The 19,718-nt window shown below is 48.6% G+C and carries 19 protein-coding genes; 11 read left to right on the top strand and 8 right to left on the bottom strand.

Features of this window, described 5'->3' with window-relative positions; genetic code table 11:
- Nucleotides 1–15: 15 nt before the first annotated feature.
- Complete coding sequence (locus B9Y93_RS12530) at nucleotides 16–972, bottom strand: 1,4-dihydroxy-2-naphthoate polyprenyltransferase (protein WP_085494759.1); 957 nt, start codon at nucleotides 970–972, stop codon at nucleotides 16–18.
- 258 nt (nucleotides 973–1,230) lie between these two features.
- On the opposite strand from B9Y93_RS12530, the gene B9Y93_RS12525 reads away from it, so the two are divergent.
- Nucleotides 1,231–1,773, top strand: a complete 543-nt coding sequence (locus B9Y93_RS12525) for a GNAT family N-acetyltransferase (RefSeq protein WP_085494758.1) — start codon at nucleotides 1,231–1,233, stop codon at nucleotides 1,771–1,773.
- Nucleotides 1,774–1,930: 157 nt separating this feature from the next.
- Here the strand turns inward: B9Y93_RS12525 and B9Y93_RS12520 are convergent, their stop codons facing one another.
- Nucleotides 1,931–2,362: an EamA family transporter gene (locus B9Y93_RS12520; RefSeq protein ID WP_085494757.1), complete on the bottom strand. Its 432-nt coding sequence runs from the start codon at nucleotides 2,360–2,362 to the stop codon at nucleotides 1,931–1,933.
- Nucleotides 2,363–2,674: 312 nt separating this feature from the next.
- On the opposite strand from B9Y93_RS12520, the gene B9Y93_RS12515 reads away from it, so the two are divergent.
- Together B9Y93_RS12515 and B9Y93_RS12510 are read left to right on the top strand one after the other, a co-directional pair.
- Nucleotides 2,675–3,127: a hypothetical protein gene (locus tag B9Y93_RS12515; RefSeq protein ID WP_139829168.1), complete on the top strand. Its 453-nt coding sequence runs from the start codon at nucleotides 2,675–2,677 to the stop codon at nucleotides 3,125–3,127.
- Between the two features lie 54 nt (nucleotides 3,128–3,181).
- The gene (locus tag B9Y93_RS12510; protein ID WP_085494755.1) at nucleotides 3,182–4,105 is read left to right on the top strand and encodes a lipoate--protein ligase family protein; all 924 of its coding nucleotides are present in this window, start codon (nucleotides 3,182–3,184) and stop codon (nucleotides 4,103–4,105) included.
- An 87-nt stretch (nucleotides 4,106–4,192) separates the two neighbouring features.
- On the opposite strand, the gene B9Y93_RS12505 is transcribed toward B9Y93_RS12510, so the two are convergent.
- Entirely contained in the window at nucleotides 4,193–5,230 is a 1,038-nt protein-coding gene (locus B9Y93_RS12505; protein WP_085494754.1) for a glycoside hydrolase family 18 protein, read from the bottom strand.
- 460 nt (nucleotides 5,231–5,690) lie between these two features.
- Here B9Y93_RS12505 and B9Y93_RS12500 point away from each other — a divergent pair, with 460 nt between their 5' ends.
- The 8 genes from B9Y93_RS12500 (at nucleotide 5,691) to rsiV (ending at nucleotide 13,422) form a co-directional block, all read left to right on the top strand.
- A complete protein-coding gene (locus B9Y93_RS12500; RefSeq protein ID WP_085494753.1) occupies nucleotides 5,691–6,416 on the top strand; it encodes a class I SAM-dependent methyltransferase in 726 nt (241 codons plus the stop codon).
- Nucleotides 6,417–6,472: 56 nt separating this feature from the next.
- Nucleotides 6,473–7,342 carry an AraC family transcriptional regulator gene (locus B9Y93_RS12495; protein ID WP_085494752.1) on the top strand — a complete coding sequence of 290 codons (870 nt, stop codon included), beginning with the start codon at nucleotides 6,473–6,475 and terminating at the stop codon, nucleotides 7,340–7,342.
- Between the two features lie 637 nt (nucleotides 7,343–7,979).
- Nucleotides 7,980–8,939 carry a cytochrome aa3 quinol oxidase subunit II gene (qoxA, locus tag B9Y93_RS12490; protein ID WP_085494751.1) on the top strand — a complete coding sequence of 320 codons (960 nt, stop codon included), beginning with the start codon at nucleotides 7,980–7,982 and terminating at the stop codon, nucleotides 8,937–8,939.
- A 30-nt stretch (nucleotides 8,940–8,969) separates the two neighbouring features.
- Complete coding sequence (qoxB, locus tag B9Y93_RS12485; protein WP_085494750.1) at nucleotides 8,970–10,913, top strand: cytochrome aa3 quinol oxidase subunit I; 1,944 nt, start codon at nucleotides 8,970–8,972, stop codon at nucleotides 10,911–10,913.
- Nucleotides 10,910–11,506: a cytochrome aa3 quinol oxidase subunit III gene (qoxC, locus tag B9Y93_RS12480; protein ID WP_085494749.1), complete on the top strand. Its 597-nt coding sequence runs from the start codon at nucleotides 10,910–10,912 to the stop codon at nucleotides 11,504–11,506. The genes qoxB and qoxC overlap by 4 nt, the downstream gene beginning before the upstream one ends.
- A gap of 4 nt (nucleotides 11,507–11,510) precedes the next feature.
- Nucleotides 11,511–11,798: a cytochrome aa3 quinol oxidase subunit IV gene (gene qoxD, locus B9Y93_RS12475; RefSeq protein WP_085495130.1), complete on the top strand. Its 288-nt coding sequence runs from the start codon at nucleotides 11,511–11,513 to the stop codon at nucleotides 11,796–11,798.
- Nucleotides 11,799–12,038: 240 nt separating this feature from the next.
- Complete coding sequence (locus B9Y93_RS12470) at nucleotides 12,039–12,554, top strand: RNA polymerase sigma factor SigV (RefSeq protein WP_085494748.1); 516 nt, start codon at nucleotides 12,039–12,041, stop codon at nucleotides 12,552–12,554.
- Nucleotides 12,547–13,422: an anti-sigma-V factor RsiV gene (gene rsiV, locus B9Y93_RS12465; protein ID WP_085494747.1), complete on the top strand. Its 876-nt coding sequence runs from the start codon at nucleotides 12,547–12,549 to the stop codon at nucleotides 13,420–13,422. Before B9Y93_RS12470 ends, rsiV begins: the two co-directional genes overlap by 8 nt.
- A gap of 128 nt (nucleotides 13,423–13,550) precedes the next feature.
- Here rsiV and arcC read toward each other — a convergent pair whose 3' ends face one another.
- The 5 genes from arcC to allD all read right to left on the bottom strand — a co-directional run bounded on the left by arcC (nucleotide 13,551) and on the right by allD (nucleotide 19,717).
- Nucleotides 13,551–14,486, bottom strand: coding sequence for a carbamate kinase (arcC, locus tag B9Y93_RS12460; RefSeq protein ID WP_085494746.1), 936 nt, complete (start codon nucleotides 14,484–14,486; stop codon nucleotides 13,551–13,553).
- Nucleotides 14,452–15,432 (bottom strand): oxamate carbamoyltransferase subunit AllH family protein, encoded by a 981-nt coding sequence (locus B9Y93_RS12455; RefSeq protein WP_085494745.1) that lies wholly within the window; start codon nucleotides 15,430–15,432, stop codon nucleotides 14,452–14,454. The genes arcC and B9Y93_RS12455 overlap by 35 nt, the downstream gene beginning before the upstream one ends.
- Complete coding sequence (locus B9Y93_RS12450; RefSeq protein WP_085494744.1) at nucleotides 15,407–16,666, bottom strand: YlbE family protein; 1,260 nt, start codon at nucleotides 16,664–16,666, stop codon at nucleotides 15,407–15,409. The genes B9Y93_RS12455 and B9Y93_RS12450 overlap by 26 nt, the downstream gene beginning before the upstream one ends.
- A 174-nt stretch (nucleotides 16,667–16,840) precedes the next feature.
- Nucleotides 16,841–18,601, bottom strand: a complete 1,761-nt coding sequence (gene fdrA, locus B9Y93_RS12445) for an acyl-CoA synthetase FdrA (RefSeq protein ID WP_085494743.1) — start codon at nucleotides 18,599–18,601, stop codon at nucleotides 16,841–16,843.
- 66 nt (nucleotides 18,602–18,667) lie between these two features.
- Nucleotides 18,668–19,717: an ureidoglycolate dehydrogenase gene (gene allD, locus B9Y93_RS12440; RefSeq protein WP_085494742.1), complete on the bottom strand. Its 1,050-nt coding sequence runs from the start codon at nucleotides 19,715–19,717 to the stop codon at nucleotides 18,668–18,670.
- Nucleotide 19,718 lies beyond the last annotated feature (1 nt).

Raw genomic sequence — 19,718 nt, 5'->3', positions numbered from 1 at the left:
CCATTCAGGCTCATCTCATGAAAACCAAGCTTGCACAAGCAGCGTCAACACGAGCACGATGATCCGGCTGACATTCAATATCACAAAGTTCCGTACGGCCAGTACAAACGTATCCTTCTTCGTCTGCAGCGCCTCAAAGGCCTTAATGTTGCGATGAACCGGGATAAAAGTGAGCAGCAAGAGCAAGAGTAGAAAAGGATGAACGCCCAGCATGTATAATGCAATAAGATCAAAGTAAGAAAAGACATAAGCATAGCGGAACAATAACAGAGCATTGCGCTTGCCGATATACACAGGAAGCGTGTATCGACGGTTCTCGATATCATCTTCCATGTCGCTTATGTTGTTGGCCAGCATAATATTCGCGATCCCCATAATGGCAGGAATGGATACCCAGAAGATGAGGATGACCTCCAAAATATTGATATGAACATCAAGTATTCCTTTGTTATAAAGAACATCGATAAGTTGTCCGGGCTCTGCATGAACATATGCGGCAATAAAAATGATTACAAATCCCATGAACAATCCCGAGAAGATCTCCCCTAACGGCATGCGCGAGATCGGAATCGGCCCGAGCGAGTATAAGAATCCTACGAGGAAGGATAAGCCGCCAAGGAGCAGTATTAAGAGATCGGTGCTCAGATACAGCAGCACGCCTGTGCCAATAGCCATGATCAGCAGTGCAGCGATAATCAAGACTACGGTCCCCTCTTTCATGCCGTATTTGACGATCGCATTATGCACTTCATAGCCATACCCATGCTTCTTCACTGCTTTTTTATAATCGTAATAATTGTTGATGACTGTCGTCGCCATATCGAAGCAAAGCAAGGAAATGAACATCATGAAGAAATGATCGAGCTCAAACGTATCAAATCGAATCAGAGCATATAAGGTGCCAATGGCGAATGGAATCATGCTCGCCGTCTTGGTCTTGATTTCTACCAGCTGAAGGTAACGTGACAACATGGAACAAACTCCTTTGCATCAGATCAATCTCTGCATCATTAGTCTTTCATCGGTAAAGCTTTAACATGTGCATTATACTGGATTGTGCTGATTTTCACACTGAAAATGACAAAATAAATGTAAAATTTAATTATTTTCCGCGCCAGTGGCCGAGCTCAACACCGTCTACTTTTCATTACAAAACCATAAAGTGTATCTCAGCGCTGTACAAGCTATAATATAATCTACAACCATTTGACGAGAAAAAGGAGTATCCCTATGAAACCCTTCCATCTGATACAACATGAGCTGCCTCCTGCTTTCCGTGTGCAGCAAGCCACAATTGAGGACACTCAGGAGATCCAGCACCTCCTTATGCAAACCGCAAGATGGCTGCAAGCACAAGGCTCATCCCAGTGGAGCGCGCTGCTGGAGGGACAGGATGTCCATGGCACAAGCGATGCCATTGCTCGCGGGAATGTGTTCTTGTTCAAGGATGGGGACTTCATCGCAGGAATGGTTATCCTGCTAACTGAGCCAAGCACATGGGATATGAATCTATGGGGCGAGACTGGCCACGAGGAGTCGATCTACGTGCATCGCCTCGCGATTAATCGCGACTATGCTGGCCAAGGCCTTGGCGCCAAGATTCTAGCCTGGATCCATCAAGGCATCGCGATCGAGGGCAAATCGAATGTCCGACTTGACTGCATTGAGAGCAACGATGCGCTGTATCGCTTCTATAACCGGTTTGGCATGGCCTATCGCGGGAGTGTAAAAGGCTTTCATTTATTTGAACAGCCTCAATCACATACACATTAAGACTTATCCGATTCAACTGGTTCAGCTGCATGAAAAAACCATCCTTGAAGCGACGAACTTTCATCATGACTCGCCGTTCTAAGGATGGTTTTTATTAGATGAAGCCGGATCATCACCATAACTTCACAGTTTGGTCAGCCTTGTGCAGATCTTGGTGTCAGGCCGCTACTGCTGTAATGAACACACCAACAGCGATCAACACAATGCCAATTGTTCCCCAGAATGACAGCTTCTCTCCCAGAAACAGCAGCGCGAAGCCAACAGCCAGCACGACGCTTAGCTTATCGATGGGCGCAACCTTGGACACATCCCCTTTTTGAATGGCGATAAAATAGAACAACCAAGATAAAGCCCCCGCAACACCGCTTAATACAATGAAAAACATCGCCTTCTTGTTCGCGAGCACCTCTCCGATCTGGCCAAGCTTCCCTTGTACAGCGATAACCCCAAACAAAAAGATCATCATGATCGCCGCCCTTATCGTAGTGGCTGTATTCGGATCAACCTGCTGCAAACCAATCTTCCCAAAAATAGATACGAGCGCTGCCATTGCTGCCGACAGCAGCGCATATATAAGCCAGCTTGCCATGCCCATGCCCTCCTATAGGATTGAATGTATGTATATTGCTGCACCGCATTGTTCGATGCCGGAGATGAAAACCATAAGCTTGAGGATCATGCCTCTTCCTCACACTTATGATGACCATTTGCCAGATTATCACCCCTCTTGGCTTTAGAAGCGTCTACAAGCTAACAACCTTTATTTTTTAGCCGATAATCATTCTATAAGCTGCATAGCTCCTATTCTCTCATCATTGTTCGTGCCTCTAAAGAGCAAAAGAGGTATACTAGATAAATAATCCATGTATAGGAACTGTCAAGAAAGCAAGAGGTGCAAACCATGACTATAGAGGTTGAAAACTGCAAGAGGTGCGGCAAAGTGTTTAAAAAGGCGTATTCGAGCTTCTGCCCGGATTGCTTCGCCTTTATTCGCTCTGAGCTTACTCGCTGCAATGAATATTTGAAGAACAATCCGGACAGTGATATTCATGAACTGAGCGAAGCGACAGAAGTGCCTGTCAAGAAAATTATTCGTTATATGAACGAAGGCAAGCTGTATGTCCATCAACACCCTAACCTAACCTATGGCTGTTACTTCTGCGATCATCAAATTAACAGAGGGTATCTGTGCCGCGATTGCGCAGCCAAGTTCAACCTAGAGGTGAAGAACCTGTTTCTTGAGGATGGATACGAGTATGACCCTGATACGAAGCAAATTCGCAGCCGTCAGGAGCAGCATAAGCAGGGATACTCGACGGATCGCTATACCGTTCATGGAACGAAGCGCATCTAGACGAGCCGTTCTCATCTATCGGATGACAAGCTTTTCAGAGAAGAGGTGGGCATCATGCCAGCACAATATTCAACATCGGCTGAGGATGTGGAGGAGAGCCTACATGAGCTGCTTCTGCTGGATCGAACACAGGAGATCAGCATGCAGGACGTGCGATATGCCTTCGCGCTCGACGAGCTGCTGTGCAAGATGACTGGTACCGGCGGGCCCGCCATCTGTCATCTATGGCGTCACCCCCGTGCCTTCATTATGGGGCTGCGTGACAGTCGTCTCCCAAGTGCCAAGCAGGCGAATGACTGGTTGGAGGCTCAGGGCTATGCTGCAGCGGTGCGGAACTCCGGTGGTGCGGCAGTACCGCTTGATCTTGGTGTCATCAATATTTCCTTGATTCTTCCGAAGCCGGCAAGAGGGGATCTGCACTTCCACCAAGACTTTGAGCGTATGGTGCATCTGATTCGGCTCGCTCTGCAGAAGACGGGATACAAGGTGGATACAGGTGAGGTCGCCGGCGCTTATTGTCCTGGTGACTTTGACTTAAGCATCAATGGCAAGAAATTCTGCGGCATTGCACAGCGAAGACAAGCGAATGCCTATATTGTGCAGGCCTTTGTTATTGTGGAAGGCAGCGGTCAGGCAAGCGCACAGTTCGTGCATGACTTCTATGCGATCGCCTCGCAGCAGAACTTTGGCAAAGCATCCGCTAAGACGAATTCTTCTGCTGAAGCAGAAGCTGCACAAGCCAGCCGGGTATCCTATCCGCAGGTAACGAGCGACAGCACGGCAAGCCTAGAGGAGCTGATCGGCTTGGGCGACAAGCCTGTTGATGCCTTCATTGAGGCCATCAAGCGCGTCGTTCGCGAGCGCCAGACCGAGGAGGGCTTGCGGCAGGCCTCTGCCCGCTTGAAGCTGCCCGCGCACGAGGAGATCATCAGCATGATGGAAATCCTTCGAACGCGATATGCGATTGAAGAACAATAACGCAATATACAACGCAACGCGCACAAAAAGGTGGTCACCGAATGGTGGCCACCTTTTTTCAACAGCACCGAATCATGATGCTTGGCGTTACGGATTAAACGTCTTATTCATGGACTCAATCAACGTGTGCGTATCATCTTGGCAGTATTCCCAGAACATGATGCCAGCCAGGTTGTGCTCCATGATGTACTCGCATTTATGAGCGACAGAAGCCGGGTCCTCATACGTAATAAATGTGCTGCCGTCGAACAAGAACGGAGCCTTAGCTTCATCATCCCAGTGACGAGCATAACCATTCTTATCGATGTATTCCTTCACAAGCTCCGCATAGCTAGGGCCATAGCCGCCATTGCCAGGCGACATTTGCAGGAAGCCGTTGTTCACGTTCGGAACATCCTTCCACATGCGGGAATAGAACGCAGCACCAACAACGATCTTCTCTGCCGGCACTCCTGCATTCATGAACAAGCGAACGGATTGATCCACACTGATGCGGAACAAGTCTCCTGTAGAAGTGTAGAGGTTCGTATGATGTCCCGTTAGCACTTGGAAGCCGCCGCGCATGTCATATGTCATCAACTGAACAAAATCAAGGTACTGCTGCACCTTATCCATCTCGGTACCGTCGATATAGTATTGATCTGCTCCTGCTGCAATCGTCAGCATAAAGTGGCGTCCTTGCTCTTTGCCGTACGCATCAAGTGCTTCACGGATTTCCTTTAAGAGCAGGGTAAAGTTCTTTTTGTCATTTGGAGAAGAAGCGATGCCTGCTTCGGAATAGCATGGATATTCCCAATCGAGATCCACGCCGTCAAATGGCGCAGCCTTCAGCACCTCAACCGCAGATTCAGCAAATGCGCGTCTGCCTTCAGCTGTAGAAGCTGCTTCTGAGAAGCCGCCAGCGCTCCAGCCCCCAACAGACAGCAGGATCAGCAGGTCTGGATTAATCGTTTTCAAACGGTCCAACTCTTTAAGCTGCTTCAAGTGAGCAATCGTAATGCGATCTTCCTTCACGTGACCAAACGCAATGTTGATATGAGTCAGCTTTCTTGCATCGTCCTCCGTCACCAAATGAAGGGTAGGATCGCCGACATAGCCAGCAAGAATGCGAGATTGTTTTGTCATGATTATCTCCTCTCCAATACCAGTACAGTCTCGTTATTGTTATCGGTAACTATGCTGGGCGAATTGCCCAATATAGTCGTGTTACGTGCATTATACTATAAGATGAAAGCAATTACGAATACGTTATCATTGGAAAAAACAAGGATGTGAGCTTTGCCTTATCATCAAGCAAAAAGGACAGCTTAGCATCAATAGCGTCCCCATTCGTTCTGGCACATTCTGCCTATCATTGCTATCATGAGGAAAAAAAACCGCTTCGACATGTTTAATACGAACATTAACCGTTTCATGAGCTTTATCGCTCATTTGCGCTGCGGCCCATACATGACCTCCATACATAATGATAACGTCATGAAGTCAACAATGCGGTGATGGCCTCTCTTGACCTTCACGCTGCGGCAAGCTGTACCCTTCAAATAGAATGTATTCGTATTTACATCCACAAAGGGAGGGCTTATAGATGCCAAATCATGCAGAAATCTACCGTCGATATCCGGAGCAGTACCACCAACTGATTGCCGCACAGCCGGATCTGCGGCATGAGGTTCAACGCGTCTTCGACTATGCCGATAAGGATATCGTCGATCTCGGCGCTGGCACAGGGAGATTAACAGCTCAGCTTGCACCGCTGGCACGGTCCATTACAGCCTTAGACCAATCCGAAGCGATGCTCTCTATCAATAAGCAGCGTCTGCTTAAGCTTGCACTAAGCAATTGGCAGGTCCAGCAAGCAGACCACCGACAGCTGCCGCTCTCTGACAATAGCGCGGATCTAATCACCGCTGGCTGGACACTCTGCTACCTTGCTGCCGATGATCAGCCCGATTGGGCGCGGAATCTGGAGCTGATGATGAGTGAAATTCAACGTGTGCTCCGTCAAGATGGAACCGTGCTCATTTTCGAGACGATGGGCACATTAACGAGCCGTCCCGAGCCCCCGGCTTTCCTGAAAGCCTATTACCATGCCCTGGAGTTGGAATACGGATTCGTCTCCCGCGCCATTCGGCTGGATTATCAATTTGCATCTGTAGATGAAGCCGAAGCCTGTGCAGAGTTCTTCTTCGGCAGCGAGCTTGCTCGCCGCATTCGTAACGAGCAGCTGACAACCGTTCAGGAATGGGCAGGCATGTGGTGGCGCAGGAACAGCAAAGCCAACTGGAGGCTGTCCTCAGAACGCACGGAATGACAGGATGATCCCTGTCATCCCCTCTATAATGAAACGAAAGAAGGAGAGATGACAGAATGGAATGGCTGAACCGGATGACCAAGGCGATTCAATATATCGAACAGCATATCGATGGGGAACTAACAAGCGAGGATGTTGCCAAGGCAGCCTGCTCCTCCACTTTCCACTTCCAGCGAATGTTCTATATGCTGACAAATGTTACACTGGCAGAGTATATTCGCAAACGCCGATTGACCCTTGCTGCTCAAGAGCTTGCCATGACAGACGCGAGAGTTATCGATATTGCGTTTAAGTTCGGTTATGATACTCCCGAATCGTTCGCCAAGGCGTTCTGCAAGGCTCATGGCATCACACCCACGGCTGCTCGGCAGCCGGGTGTTACCCTGAAGGCCTTTCCCCGTCTCTCCTTCCACTTTTCCTTGAGAGGAGATCAAGACATGGATTATCGCATTGAACAAAAAGAGGCATTTTCAGTACTCGGCAAGAAGCTTCATGTAACCTGTGCTGATGATGAAAATCTTGAAGCAATCCCCGCCTTTTGGAATGAAATGAACAGCAGTGGCATGAGCGACTATTTGTGTAAGTTGTCTCCTGAATCGAAGATGTACGGCATTTGTTTGCATATGGATATGGAAACTCAATATTACGATTATATGATTGCTGTAGATACGCCTGCGGCAAGCCTAGAGGAGACCAAAAAATTTGAGATAGAGGAAATACCTGCCGCAACATGGGCGATCTTTACTGCGATAGGACCCGTGCCTGACGCTGTACAGAAGACTTGGCAGCGCATCTTCCAGGAGTGGCTTCCAGCGACTGGATACGAACATACCGGCGGACCTGAGATGGAAGTCTATCCACCGCATGATGATCCATTCGATCCAAGGCATCGCTGCGAGATTTGGATTCCAGTCACGAAGAAGTAAAGATATAAAAGCCATCTGACGTGCTCTGCGCATGAACAAGGCATTCTACCACCTGCTGGCAGAATGCCTTGTTGCTGTTTCAACAAAATGAAAACCAATAGAGACCGCTACAAGGCGGTTTTCGCTCTCCCCAAGCACATTTCAAATAGGTTTGCAATGAGGTTTATCAAAACAGGAGAAATCAAGAGATTTAAACCCGTGTTTTCACCTATTTCAATCCCTTACTGCCATTTTTTACAACGTGAAATTAGGCACTAAACTCATTTACACTTGTTTGAAAACGGTTATATCGTGATGAGCGAACATCCTCAACCCTTTAAAAATAGACTAAAAATCCCTGAATCCTTACAGAATGGTGAACTTTGTGACAATATTGAAAATTGATGTGGATGTAAATTATGGATTTGTGATAGAAATTCAAAATGCCCGATTTCGGCTGATTTTCAGTGATTTTCGTCACATTTGGGGTTTCGAAGCTTTTTCAATGACATATTTCACTTCAAGTTATGGATATATAATACATTAATGTTCTTTTATTCAATTTGTTTTCCTAATCCTTACTTACTAAGATATACGGTGACCAGCGTTATCCCAACATTAAATATACATTGTTTCTTCTTAGAGAAAGGGGTGCCTTATGAAACGAAAAGGGTTGTTACTCGCATTAATGTCAACTCTTCTCCTTCTGCTCACGGGCTGCGAGCCGTTGCTCGTCTTGAATCCTAAAGGTCCGCAAGCACAAACACAGGCAAATACAATTATTTTCTCCATTATTGTAATGGCCTTCGTGTTATTGGTAGTCTATGTTTTATTCGTTGTCTTCTTGTCCAAGTATCGCGCGTCCAAGTTGCCTGACGATTACGAGCCTCCTTACGAGAAAGGGAACAAATGGCTTGAAATCATTTGGATCGCCATTCCGGTTCTCATCGTAGCCGTGCTATCTGTTGTAACCGTGAAGACAACCAATGCCGTAGAGAAAGTACCTGTCGGCTATGAGAATCAAAAGCCGCTTGTCATCTACGCAGCATCCTCCAACTGGAAATGGCATTTTAGCTATCCAGAGGAGAATATTGAAACCGTAAACTATGTCAACATTCCGACGAACCGTCCTGTAGAATTCCGTATGTACTCTTATGGCCCAATTACGAGTTTCTGGATTCCGCAGCTTGGCGGTCAAAAGTATGCGATGAGCGACATGGTAACAAAGCTCCATTTTGTGGCCGAGCATGAAGCATCCATGATGGGGCGCAATTCCAACTTCAGCGGTGAAGGTTATGCACATATGGAATTCGAGGTGCTCTCCATGTCTCCGAAGAAGTTCGATGAATGGGTCAATGATGTAAAAGCAAACGAATCCGAGATTACGGAAGCTGAGTTTGACAAGCTTCTTGCAACACCACATGTAGGACGTAAATCCTACACAGGAACACACCTGACGTTCAGTCCTGCTCCTGAAGGCGAGCATGCCGGACATAATCACGGTTCAGACTCTACATCCGACGATATGGATCACAGCAATATGGACCATGGCGATATGGATCATGAAGATATGGATCAAAGTGAACATTCCGAATCGGAACATTCGAATCATGAGTAAAAAGACAGCTCAGAAAGGAGCCAGCACGGTATGAAATGGGATGAATTTTTCGTTACCGGTGAACCGATGATCTACGGTGCGATGGCCAGTATTGTCTTGGTATCCGTAGCCATCGTTGTCGGGTTAACGTATTTCAAAAAGTGGGGCTATCTCTGGAGAGAGTGGCTGACTACTGTTGACCATAAGCGTATCGGCATCATGTATATCATCGCTGCCCTTCTCATGCTCTTCCGCGGAGGCATGGATGGCCTATTGATGAGAGGACAGCTGGCAAGGCCTGAGAATGGCTTGCTTGATGCCCAGCACTATAATGAAATCTTTACAACACACGGGGTCATCATGATCCTGTTCATGGCAATGCCATTTATTATTGGACTAATGAACGTTGTCGTTCCCCTTCAGATCGGTGCACGCGACGTTGCATTCCCAAGGCTGAACGCCGTCAGCTTCTGGTTGTTCTTCTTTGGTGCAATGCTGTTCAACATTAGCTTTGTTATCGGTGGGTCGCCTGATGCAGGTTGGACGGCATACTTCCCGCTTGCAAGCAATGAGTTCAGCCCTACAGTAGGGATCAACTATTACGCAATTGCCTTACAGATTGCCGGTATTGGTACATTGATGACGGGAATCAACTTTATTGTTACGATTATTAAAATGCGTGCGCCTGGCATGTCTTTGATGAAAATGCCAATGTTCACATGGTCTGTATTGATCACTTGTGTCATTATCACGTTCGCATTCCCAGTATTGACGATTGCGCTTGCGCTGATGACAGTCGACCGGCTCTTTGGCGGGCAGTTCTTTACGATGGCCAACGGCGGTATGGATATGCTGTGGGCGAACCTGTTCTGGGTATGGGGACATCCTGAGGTATATATTGTTATCCTGCCTGCATTCGGTATTTATAGTGAAATTATTTCAACTTTCTCGAAAAAGAACCTGTACGGTTATACATCCATGGTCGTCAGTATGGTTGCGATCTCCGCACTATCCTTCCTTGTATGGGCTCATCACTTCTACACGATGGGACATGGTGCGATGGTCAACGGAATCTTCTCCATCACCACGATGGCGATTGCCGTACCAACCGGTGTCAAGATCTTCAACTGGCTGTTTACGCTGCGAAAAGGGAAGATTCAATTTACGACACCAATGATGTACTCCCTAGCCTTTATTCCAATCTTTACGGTTGGCGGCGTAACAGGGGTTATGCTTGCGATGGCAAGTGCCGACTATCAATATCACAACACGATGTTCTTGGTCGCTCACTTCCACTATGTATTGATTCCAGGTACGGTATTTGCGGTTATCGCAGGGATGTACTACTGGTTCCCTAAATTGTTTGGCTTCCGTCTTAATGAGCGCCAAGGCAAGCTTACATTCTGGGTTATCGCGATCAGCTTCAACGTAACCTTCTTGCCATTGTTCTTCTTAGGACTTAAAGGGATGACACGTCGTATGTACACGTATTCTGCCGAGACGGGCTTCGGTCCGCTTAACTTGATTGCATCCATCGGTGCGGTCGGACTTGCAATCGGCTTTGGTCTTCTCGTGTACAACATCTATTGGAGCTTCCGTTATGCGCCACGCGACACAACGGGCGATCCATGGGATGCACGTACATTGGAGTGGGCAACACATAGCCCGATTCCAGATTACAACTTTGCGATTACGCCTAAAGTACAAAGCTTGGATTGCTTCTGGAACATGAAGAAGGGCAAAGAAAAGCTGTTTGAAGACGAGCTTGAAGAGATTCACATGCCTAGCAACAGCGGGCAGCCGTTTATTCTCGGCGTTATCTTCTTCTTCCTTGGCTTTGCTCTCGTATTCAGCTGGTGGGTACCGGCTATTATTGGAGGGCTCGGCGTTCTCGTTATGCTTGGTATTCGCACCTTCGAGCGCGATCATGGCTATCACATCCCTGTCAGCGAGATCAAAAAAACGGAACAACGATTGCGGGGTGAGACCGTATGAAAGTAAATCATACGTTGCCTTTAGAATATCGCACGGAAGAGAATAGCAACAAGATTCTTGGCTTCTGGATCTTCCTGGGGGCAGAGATTGCACTCTTCGCTACGCTGTTCGCCGTGTATCTAACCTTATGGCAGCGGGCTGGTAACGGTCCGACTGCAGCAGAGATTTTTGAGATGAAGCCGGTTCTTGCCGAGACCTTCCTTCTCTTAACAAGTAGCTTTACGATTGGCCTTGCCGTCCACAGCATGCGCTTAGGACTCAAGAAGCCGACTCTGGTATTTTATCTGATAACCCTTCTCTTGGGCGCAGGCTTCCTAGGGATTGAGATTTTCGAATTCTATACCTATGTACATGAAGGTGCGACACTTCAGACAAGTGCATTCTTGTCCAGCTTGTTCATATTGCTCGGTACTCACGGTGCCCACGTTACGCTAGGCTTGCTGTGGGGAATCGCCATCATGATTCAAATCAAGCGTGAGGGCTTTAATGAATACACAGCGAACAAGTCGTTTATCTTCTCCTTGTACTGGCACTTCTTGGACGTTGTCTGGATCTTCATCTTCAGCTTCGTCTATCTGAAAGGACTGATGTGATATGATGAAACAGCTATTTCCAATCAAGCATGTCATGGGCTATCTGTTGTCACTTGTCCTATCCGCAGTCGCTTTGGTAGTGCTGATTCCAGATTTGTCATATAACGTGAAGCTGACGATACTGCTTGTCAGCGCCGCGATTCAAGCTTCCATCCAGCTCTTCTTGTTCATGCATATTCAAGAAGAGAAAGGAACGAAGTCTACCCTGTATATCAACATTATCTATGCGCTGTTTGTTGGTCTTGTCACCATCTTCGGTACTCTGTTAACGATGATCTGGGGCTACATGTAAGAACCAATCAAATCGCATATGCGTATGTTCAATGCAAGCAGAGACGCCATCACGGTGTCTCTGCTTTTTTGCTGTTCTGACGTTGTTTTGTCATCCGAAGATGTTCATCCACACATTTCCATGCCATAAATGCGAAACAAATAAATTTATGATGCATCCAAACTTTTTGCTAGCCTTCATACGTCTTGCTTACAGAGACGAGAACAAGGAGCATGTACAAAAAAGGAGGGAGCTCACTCCATGAATCGTAGACGCTTCGAAGAGCTGTTGGTCTCGTGCATAACCGAACATAAGGAGAGCACGTATCGATTAGCCTACAGCTATGTGCACAACAAAGAGGATGCCCTTGATATCGTCCAAGAAGCGATCCAAAAGGCATTTATTTCGCTGAACACCCTGCATAAGCCCGCATCCATGAAGAGCTGGTACTTCCGGATCGTGGTTACCACTGCGCTGGACTTCTTGCGCAAGCGAAGCCGGGTTCAGCCTGTCGATGATGAGGTCCTGCTCACGCTGGGTCTGGAATCGGAGGATCACTATCACAATTTGGATTTGGAGCAGGCGCTCGAAGAACTGCCCTTTAAATATAAAAGTGTCATCGTGCTGCGTTACTTTGAGGATCTCAAGATCGAAGAGATCGCAGACATTCTGGGTGAAAATGTAAATACCATTAAGACTCGCCTCTATCAAGCTTTGAAGCTGCTGCGAGTAAAGCTAAAGGATGATTCTATGGAGGAGGTCCGCCAACATGCGTAATTTGGATCCGTTGAAAAAAAGGTATGACAATATTCCTATTCCTCAAGAATTGGATGATGTCGTGAATCAAGCTTTGAAAGCTAGCAGAAGAAAGGATGTTCGAGGAATGAAAACGATAAAATGGGCTGTAGGTTCTGCCGCTGCTGCAGTGGTCATCTTTGTAGGGAGCGTAAATGCAAGTCCAGCTGTGGTACATGCATTGTCAGAGGTACCTGTGCTCAATTCGCTCGTCAAGGTGGTCACCTTCCGTGACTATAAAGTCGACGAAGGCCATTATAATGCAGATTTTCAAGTGCCTGCGATTCAAGATATGAACAACAAAGCACTCGAGGAGCTGCTGAACAGTAAATATGTCAACGAGAATAAAGAACTGTATCAAAGCTTTATGAAACAAATGAAGCAGCAAAAAGGCGAAGGCCACCTCGGCGTTGTCAGCGGTTATGAGGTGAAGACAGACAATGACCGTATTCTCTCCATAGCGCGGTATGTGGAAAAGACCGTGGGTTCAACAGAGGAAACGCTGCAATTTGATACTATTGATAAAAAGAATGAAGTACTGCTTACCCTGCCAAGCTTGTTCAAGGATGACAGCTACATTGCCTTGATCAGCAATAACATTCGAGAACAAATGGAAGCTCAAATGAAAAAAGATGGCGACAAGGTGTATTGGATCGGTGAGAATGCGGAAGATGGCGATGCCTTCACCACCATCAAACCTGATCAACACTTTTATATCAACAACAACGGCAAGCTCGTCATCTCCTTCGATAAATATGAAGTAGCGCCTGGGAGCATGGGCTCTGTGGAATTCACGATTCCTTCAGACGTGATTACCAATGCGCTTGTCAGTCACGCCTATATCAAATAAATTATTTTCTTTTGTTCCATCCGTGTAAATCATCCCCTTATATACGTGAAAGAACAGCTGCCTCTACTGCAGCTGTTCTTCTTTTTTGAATGGGAATATCCCTTATCTTGCTCCACAAAAGCAGGCAGTTAAGAAATATGTGTACCTGATTGGCCTTCAATGGCGGCAGCCGCTTCATCAAGGGAACAAATAATGGCGCGTTTGCCCCATTCAGCGAATTGAATCGCTGCTTCCATCTTCGGCCCCATGCTGCCAGAGGAGAATTGGCCATCTTCCATATGTTGTCTTGCTTCTTGCACGCTGACCTGACGCAGCGCCTCTTGCTCAGGCGTTCCGTAGTGGATAAACACATGGTTCACATCGGTTACCATCATAAAGATGTCGGCGTCTGCTTCCTGCGCAAGCTTCAAACCGCTGCGATCCTTGTCAACTACAGCCTCTACGCCGGCAATCGTGCCATCTGCGGCCTGCACGACAGGAATGCCTCCTCCGCCTGAAGCAATAACGATAACACCGCTTGCCACAAGCTCCATAATCGTTTTTGCTTCCATGATCGATTGAGGCTGAGGAGAAGCAACCACACGACGCCAGCCTCTTCCCGCATCCTCTTGCATCTCCCAGCCTTTCTCCTGCATAATGATGCGGGCTTCCTGTTCGGTGTAGAACGTTCCGATCGGCTTGGTCGGACGCTGAAACGCTACATCATCAGACAAGACTTGCGTCTGTGTCAGCACGCTGACGACCTGCTGGCGCAGTCCGCGTCTTGTCAGCTCGTTCTTCAAGCACTGATCGAGCATATACCCAATCATGCCTTGCGATTTCGCATTGCATACATCGAGTGGAAAAGGAGAAACGACGCCCTTCGCTTCTTCATTCTGCCTTAAAATTAGACCTACTTGCGGGCCGTTGCCATGTGTAACGATGACCTCATAACCCTGCTGTACAATTTCAGCGATAATCTCACTGCTCTTGCGCACATTTTCAAGCTGATTCAGATAGGTTGCTTCTTGATGGGGCCGCAGAATCGCGTTACCTCCCAATGCAATCACAACTCGTCTTGACATGCTTATACCTCCTTAGGGCCATGACGGCATTCGCGATTCCATACGCTGTATCGATCCCCGAGCTGTGCCCGGTCTGCAGCAAACGAACAACCGCTGCTTGAAAATGAGAAACGTCTTTTTGCATCATCGCATTTAATACCGCGACAACTTTATCACTAAAGCGACCATGCAGCGCATGCTTCAAATAAGCTTTGCTAACATCAGTCGTTATCTGTTCTGTTGATAGAATACGATCCATCTGCTCCAATAATGACGGATGAAAGGCGGCCGTTAAGGCCTGCACAGCTAGGATGCCAAGCAGAATATCATCGCCTGACGGCGTTAGGCCTTGTCCTCTGCCTAGATAATAGCGCAAGTGCTGCTCTATAGACCGTTCTTCGCCGATCCGTATCGCATCAAACAAAGTCTCCAAAGGGAATTGCACGCCTATAGACAGATCATTTGGCGAATCGGCTTGTGCCGGACTGGCAGCTAGAACGGCGCCCCATGTTGCATCAAGGCCATTAGAGATGCCCCAATGGCGGCAAATGTCCACCATTTGATCCGCATGATATAAATCAAGATAGCGATTGTACTGCTCTGTCCGAAGCTTGTATTGATACCGCTTTGCTTGAGACAAGTCCAGCGCGAGCGGATAGCTTGGATGGCGAAACAAGAGGAGATCCGGCATCGAAGCGACGACAATATCATGATGCCTGACCGACTGACACAATCTTCGTAAGTTCTCCATCTCCAGATGGATGCCGAAGGGCAGTCGGCCATTTTTCGTCGTACCGATAAAGATAAGCTCCTCTCCCATCGCGATATTGATGCCGTTGTCAAATAAACTATGGACATGTCCAAACCGCTTCCGGGAGAGCAGTGCCGGCAGTTCAGCATGCATCTCCTCTCCCTTGAAGGAAGTGGTGTAGAGCGGCGCGTTAAACCAATCCGAGCTTAGCTGCATAGGCTTCAAGCGCCTTCTCAAAGCATTCCACAGGCGGACGAACCGTTCCGGCACCGATCTGCCCTACCCCTGGCTCCTTATGCGCGATACCGGTATTAATGACTGGCGTAATGCCCGTCTCTACAACTTTTCTCGCATCAATGCCTAGGCAAATGCCGCGAAAATCCCATGTCGGCACCGTGAAGTTCGGGTTCTGGTCAATCGAGATCTCCACCATTTCGTTGCTCGTTGCCAAGGCATCTTGGAATCCCCCGGCGCCGACGAAGCGTGTAACACCTGGGGCTGCGATCATCGCCATCCCCCCGACGCCGAAGGTTTCCGTAATCGCACTGTCTCCGATATCCGGGTTCGCATCTTCCTGTGAATAACCGGTGAAGAACAAGCCCTGCGGCGTGTTTACAGGTGCGCTAAACCATTGATCCCCCATACCGCTGATCCGAATGCCGAAGTCCTTGCCGTTGCGGCACATAGCGGTGACGACTGTGCCCGCTTCCATCATGCGCGCGCCATCCATCACTGCCTTGGAGGCGGCCATCATAATGTTCAGGAAGAACTGATCGGTGTCCGCTAAGAACTTGATGACGCTCTGCATGTCCTGCTTGTCCATATCCAGACTGGCGATATAAGGGCTGATTTCCTTCAAAAAAACGAGCGAAGCCGCAATATTACGCTGATGGAATTCATCGCCCATCGTAATCGCCTTCGCGATCATCACGTTCAGATTAAGGCCATCCTTGGTTGATTGAAGCGCACGCGATAGCGTGGGACCAAGCACATCCTTCATCCAGGTCAATCGATTGATAACCTCTTCGGAATATGCGCCGAAGCGCAGCACCTTGCCAATTCCTTCATTCATAATGCAGTATGCTTCGTTGCCTTCTGAACGGTTCTGGACGACAAATACCGGCATATGACCTGACGTTATGCCTCCCATAGGACCTACTGCCTTCACATGGTGGCAAGGGATGAAGGTGATCTTGCCGCCCTCGAGCATGCTCCTTGCTTCTGCCTCATCCTCTGCCCAGCCCTCAAATAACACAGCGCCTACGCATGACCCTTGCATCGGTCCCGTCATATCCTGATAGGCAATCGGCGGTCCAGCATGCAGCAATGCCTTCTCTTCGAGCTCAGGAATTACGGTATGCGCGGGCACAACGTCTACCAGAAACGGCGCTGCGCCGACAATCTTATCGATAACAGCCTTATTGGCATCATCTATCGTCTTCATCTTCATATGAGTTCCCTCCCAGCCGTTTATCTACTGTATCCATGATCCTAATGATTGCTTCATGCTAACCATGTGTAGCGTAACGCTGCCGCCGTAAAGACGGAGGCGCCTTGCGAACGCTATGATTTAACCCTAGCTTTAAAAAATGTAGAAACGAAATCCATATAGAATGGAAAAGTACTATTCTTCAAAGCGATATTGATTCAATTGATGCAAGATATGCTGCATCTTCGCATTGCCCCCGGCAACCGGACGCCAATCGTACTGAACAACAGCAGCGCCGCTCTCTGTAATCGATGCTGTAAACTTGGACAGCCCCACATTAATAACGGCCGGCTTGCTGCTGAGCAGTGCTTCAATCGCCTCAGAAGCTGGTTTTGTTGAAGCAGCAGCAGCTTCCGCTGGACGATGATGCTTCGGCATATCCTCCATATCAAGCTTCATCATAGCGAGGACCGTGCGCACTGCTTGGTTATTGCTCTCCTTAACAATAACGCCGGCTTCTTCAAACTTGCGCTTTTGCTCCGTGTAGGATTGAGGGTCCTGATGCGTACCGCACAAGGCTGCCACGAAATACAGATTGCGGCCTTCCTCTCTTGCCTTCGCGGCTGCCTTTCCAATCGCAGGAGCGAGCACGCTCGCCATATCATCGTGTCCGCCGTAGCCAAGCACCACATCGAATAAAATGACAGCCGTGGATGGATCTGCCGCAGCGTTCTCGATATGCTGAATTCGAGTAGCCGGATCAATCATCGGATGCGGCTTGCCTTGGGTATACATATCGTCACCAAGGTCGACGATGGAATGTCCATTCGAACGAAGCACATAGCCGGACTCATGGATCAATCCATCCTGCAGTTGAAGTGCGTCCGCAATCAGCATCGCCGCTTCAGCAGCCAGGGTTCCTCCTGCATACAAGCCTTGAATCGAGACCTGCTCTGGCTTCAGCTCAACGCTCGGCGCTTCAATTGGCACACTGTACGCCGCTTGTACCGAAACGCCTTTGCCCAGATCAATCGCAATTCTTGCTGTTTCCTCCAAGGTATAGGCCTGATATACATGGCCTTCATGGCAAGCAGGCTTCTCCCCGAGGAACAAGGCTACAACCGGCTTCGATAGACCATGCAGCTCCAGCATCACCTTGTCGCGCACTTCCCTCGCAGGTGGCTTCGAGATGACTACAATCACCTCTGTCTGGCTGTTGTTCGCCAATCCGCGAATGCCGTCCATCATCGTAATAGCGCCGACGCCCTCTGAGAGATCGCGTCCTCCTGTACCAATCGCATGGCTGATTCCCCCGCCCATGCGGTCAATCAGCGTCGTCACCTCTTGAATCCCAGTGCCTGATGCGCCGACAACGCCGATATTGCCTGCTTTCACCCGATTCGCGAAGGCAAGCGGAACGCCAGACAGGATTCCTGTTCCGCAGTCTGGACCCATTACAAGCAGCCCCTTCTCATGCGCCTTTTGCTTCAGCTTAAGCTCCTCTTCCAGCGGCATATTATCACTGAAGATAAACGCGTGCAGCCCATAATCGAGTGCTTTCTCGGCTTCTGCCGCTGCATATTGACCCGGCACCGAGATCATAGCGAGATTGGCATTCGGGCTTTCCTTTATCGCACGCTCCCATGAGCGTACGCTCGTTGTCGATGACTGGCTGGTGCTGACGGATTGGTCGCTTAAGAATTCATCCACAGCAGCAAGGATCTGATCCAGCTTGTCGTCTCCCTCTGCATCAATGACGATACACATATCGTTTGCTCCAGCCTGCTCAAGCTCCTCCGTATAGAGCCCGGAGTTGCGCATGATATCCTTATTTGCCGGCGTCCCCATCATGATCGAGGCCTGATATACGCCCTGAAGCGCTGAAACATGATTCGTCAGCAGCATCAAATTGACGGAATCTTGATAGGCATTTTTCTTAATGATTGTATTCAGCATCCTGCTTCACCTCAGATTGTCTTGTAGTCGAAAATAGGAATGTGTGAACTTGCAGCAATCGCTTGTTTACGTAGCAAACGGGTCCTTATGGTCGTACTTATGATGATGAATGACATCAGATGTGAGATAATCGTAGATTTCATCTACGATCTCGATGCCGTTGGCCTCATTCTCCTGTTCAATCCGATCATAGTTCTGTCCGGGATACAGCACTTGCTCGAACCCTGGCGCAGGCTTGATGCCGTTCAGGTCTTGCATCGTCTGCGAAATGTTGCGGCGGAAGGTCTCAAGATCCGTGAAGAAGGAAGGGTCCAAGACGATATGCAACTGTCCAAGATTCCTGCCTTCCGTCAAGTCGTGATACATCGAGCTGACACGATTGCCAAATGGCAAGCCTAGCAGCACACCGGACAAAATATCGACCATCATCATGAGTCCATAGCCTTTCGGACCTGCAATTGGCAGCAGCGCATGAACCTTGAACGGATCATTGGTCCTTACCCCATGCTCATCTACCGCCCAAGTGTCTGGAATGGCCTCATGCTTGGAGCGTGCATGGAGAATCTTGCCCCAGGCCTGAACCGTGGTTGCCATATCGAAGGTGATTAACGCACTTCCCTCTCCAGGTGCGGCAAAGGCTATAGGGTTCGTTCCATAGTAGGCCTCTGCTCCTCCAAATGGCACCACCATCGGATCGGACTGGCACACCGAGATTCCAATCAGCCCCTCTCTTGCAGCCTGCTGCACATAATACGACAAGGAGCCGCTGTGGCCGATGCGACGGACGCCAACGATGGCAATGCCGTTCTCCTTGGCCATATTCACCGCGTGTTCCATCGCCTGCTTCGCAGCGACATGGCCCGCGCCATTGTCCCCATCGAAGACAGCCGAGCATGGCCCTGTCTTCTCGAATGTAAATTGCGGGTTCACATTCGTGCCGCCCTTCGCGATGCGCTCGGCATAATATTCAACTCGCATCGCGCCATGGGAATGGACGCCGCGGACATCTGCATGAACGAGCACGTCCGCTACAACATCTGCATGGCTTGGGGACAAGCCTGCCAGAGACAACTTGGTACGAATAAGCTGATGCAACTTCTGTTTGGTTACTCTCATG

This window comes from Paenibacillus aquistagni, from assembly GCF_900177815.1.
In the GTDB taxonomy this organism is placed as follows: domain Bacteria; phylum Bacillota; class Bacilli; order Paenibacillales; family Paenibacillaceae; genus Paenibacillus_B; species Paenibacillus_B aquistagni.
The sequence above is the reverse complement of the archived record's forward strand: the minus strand, read 5'-3'. Positions and strand labels throughout refer to the sequence as shown.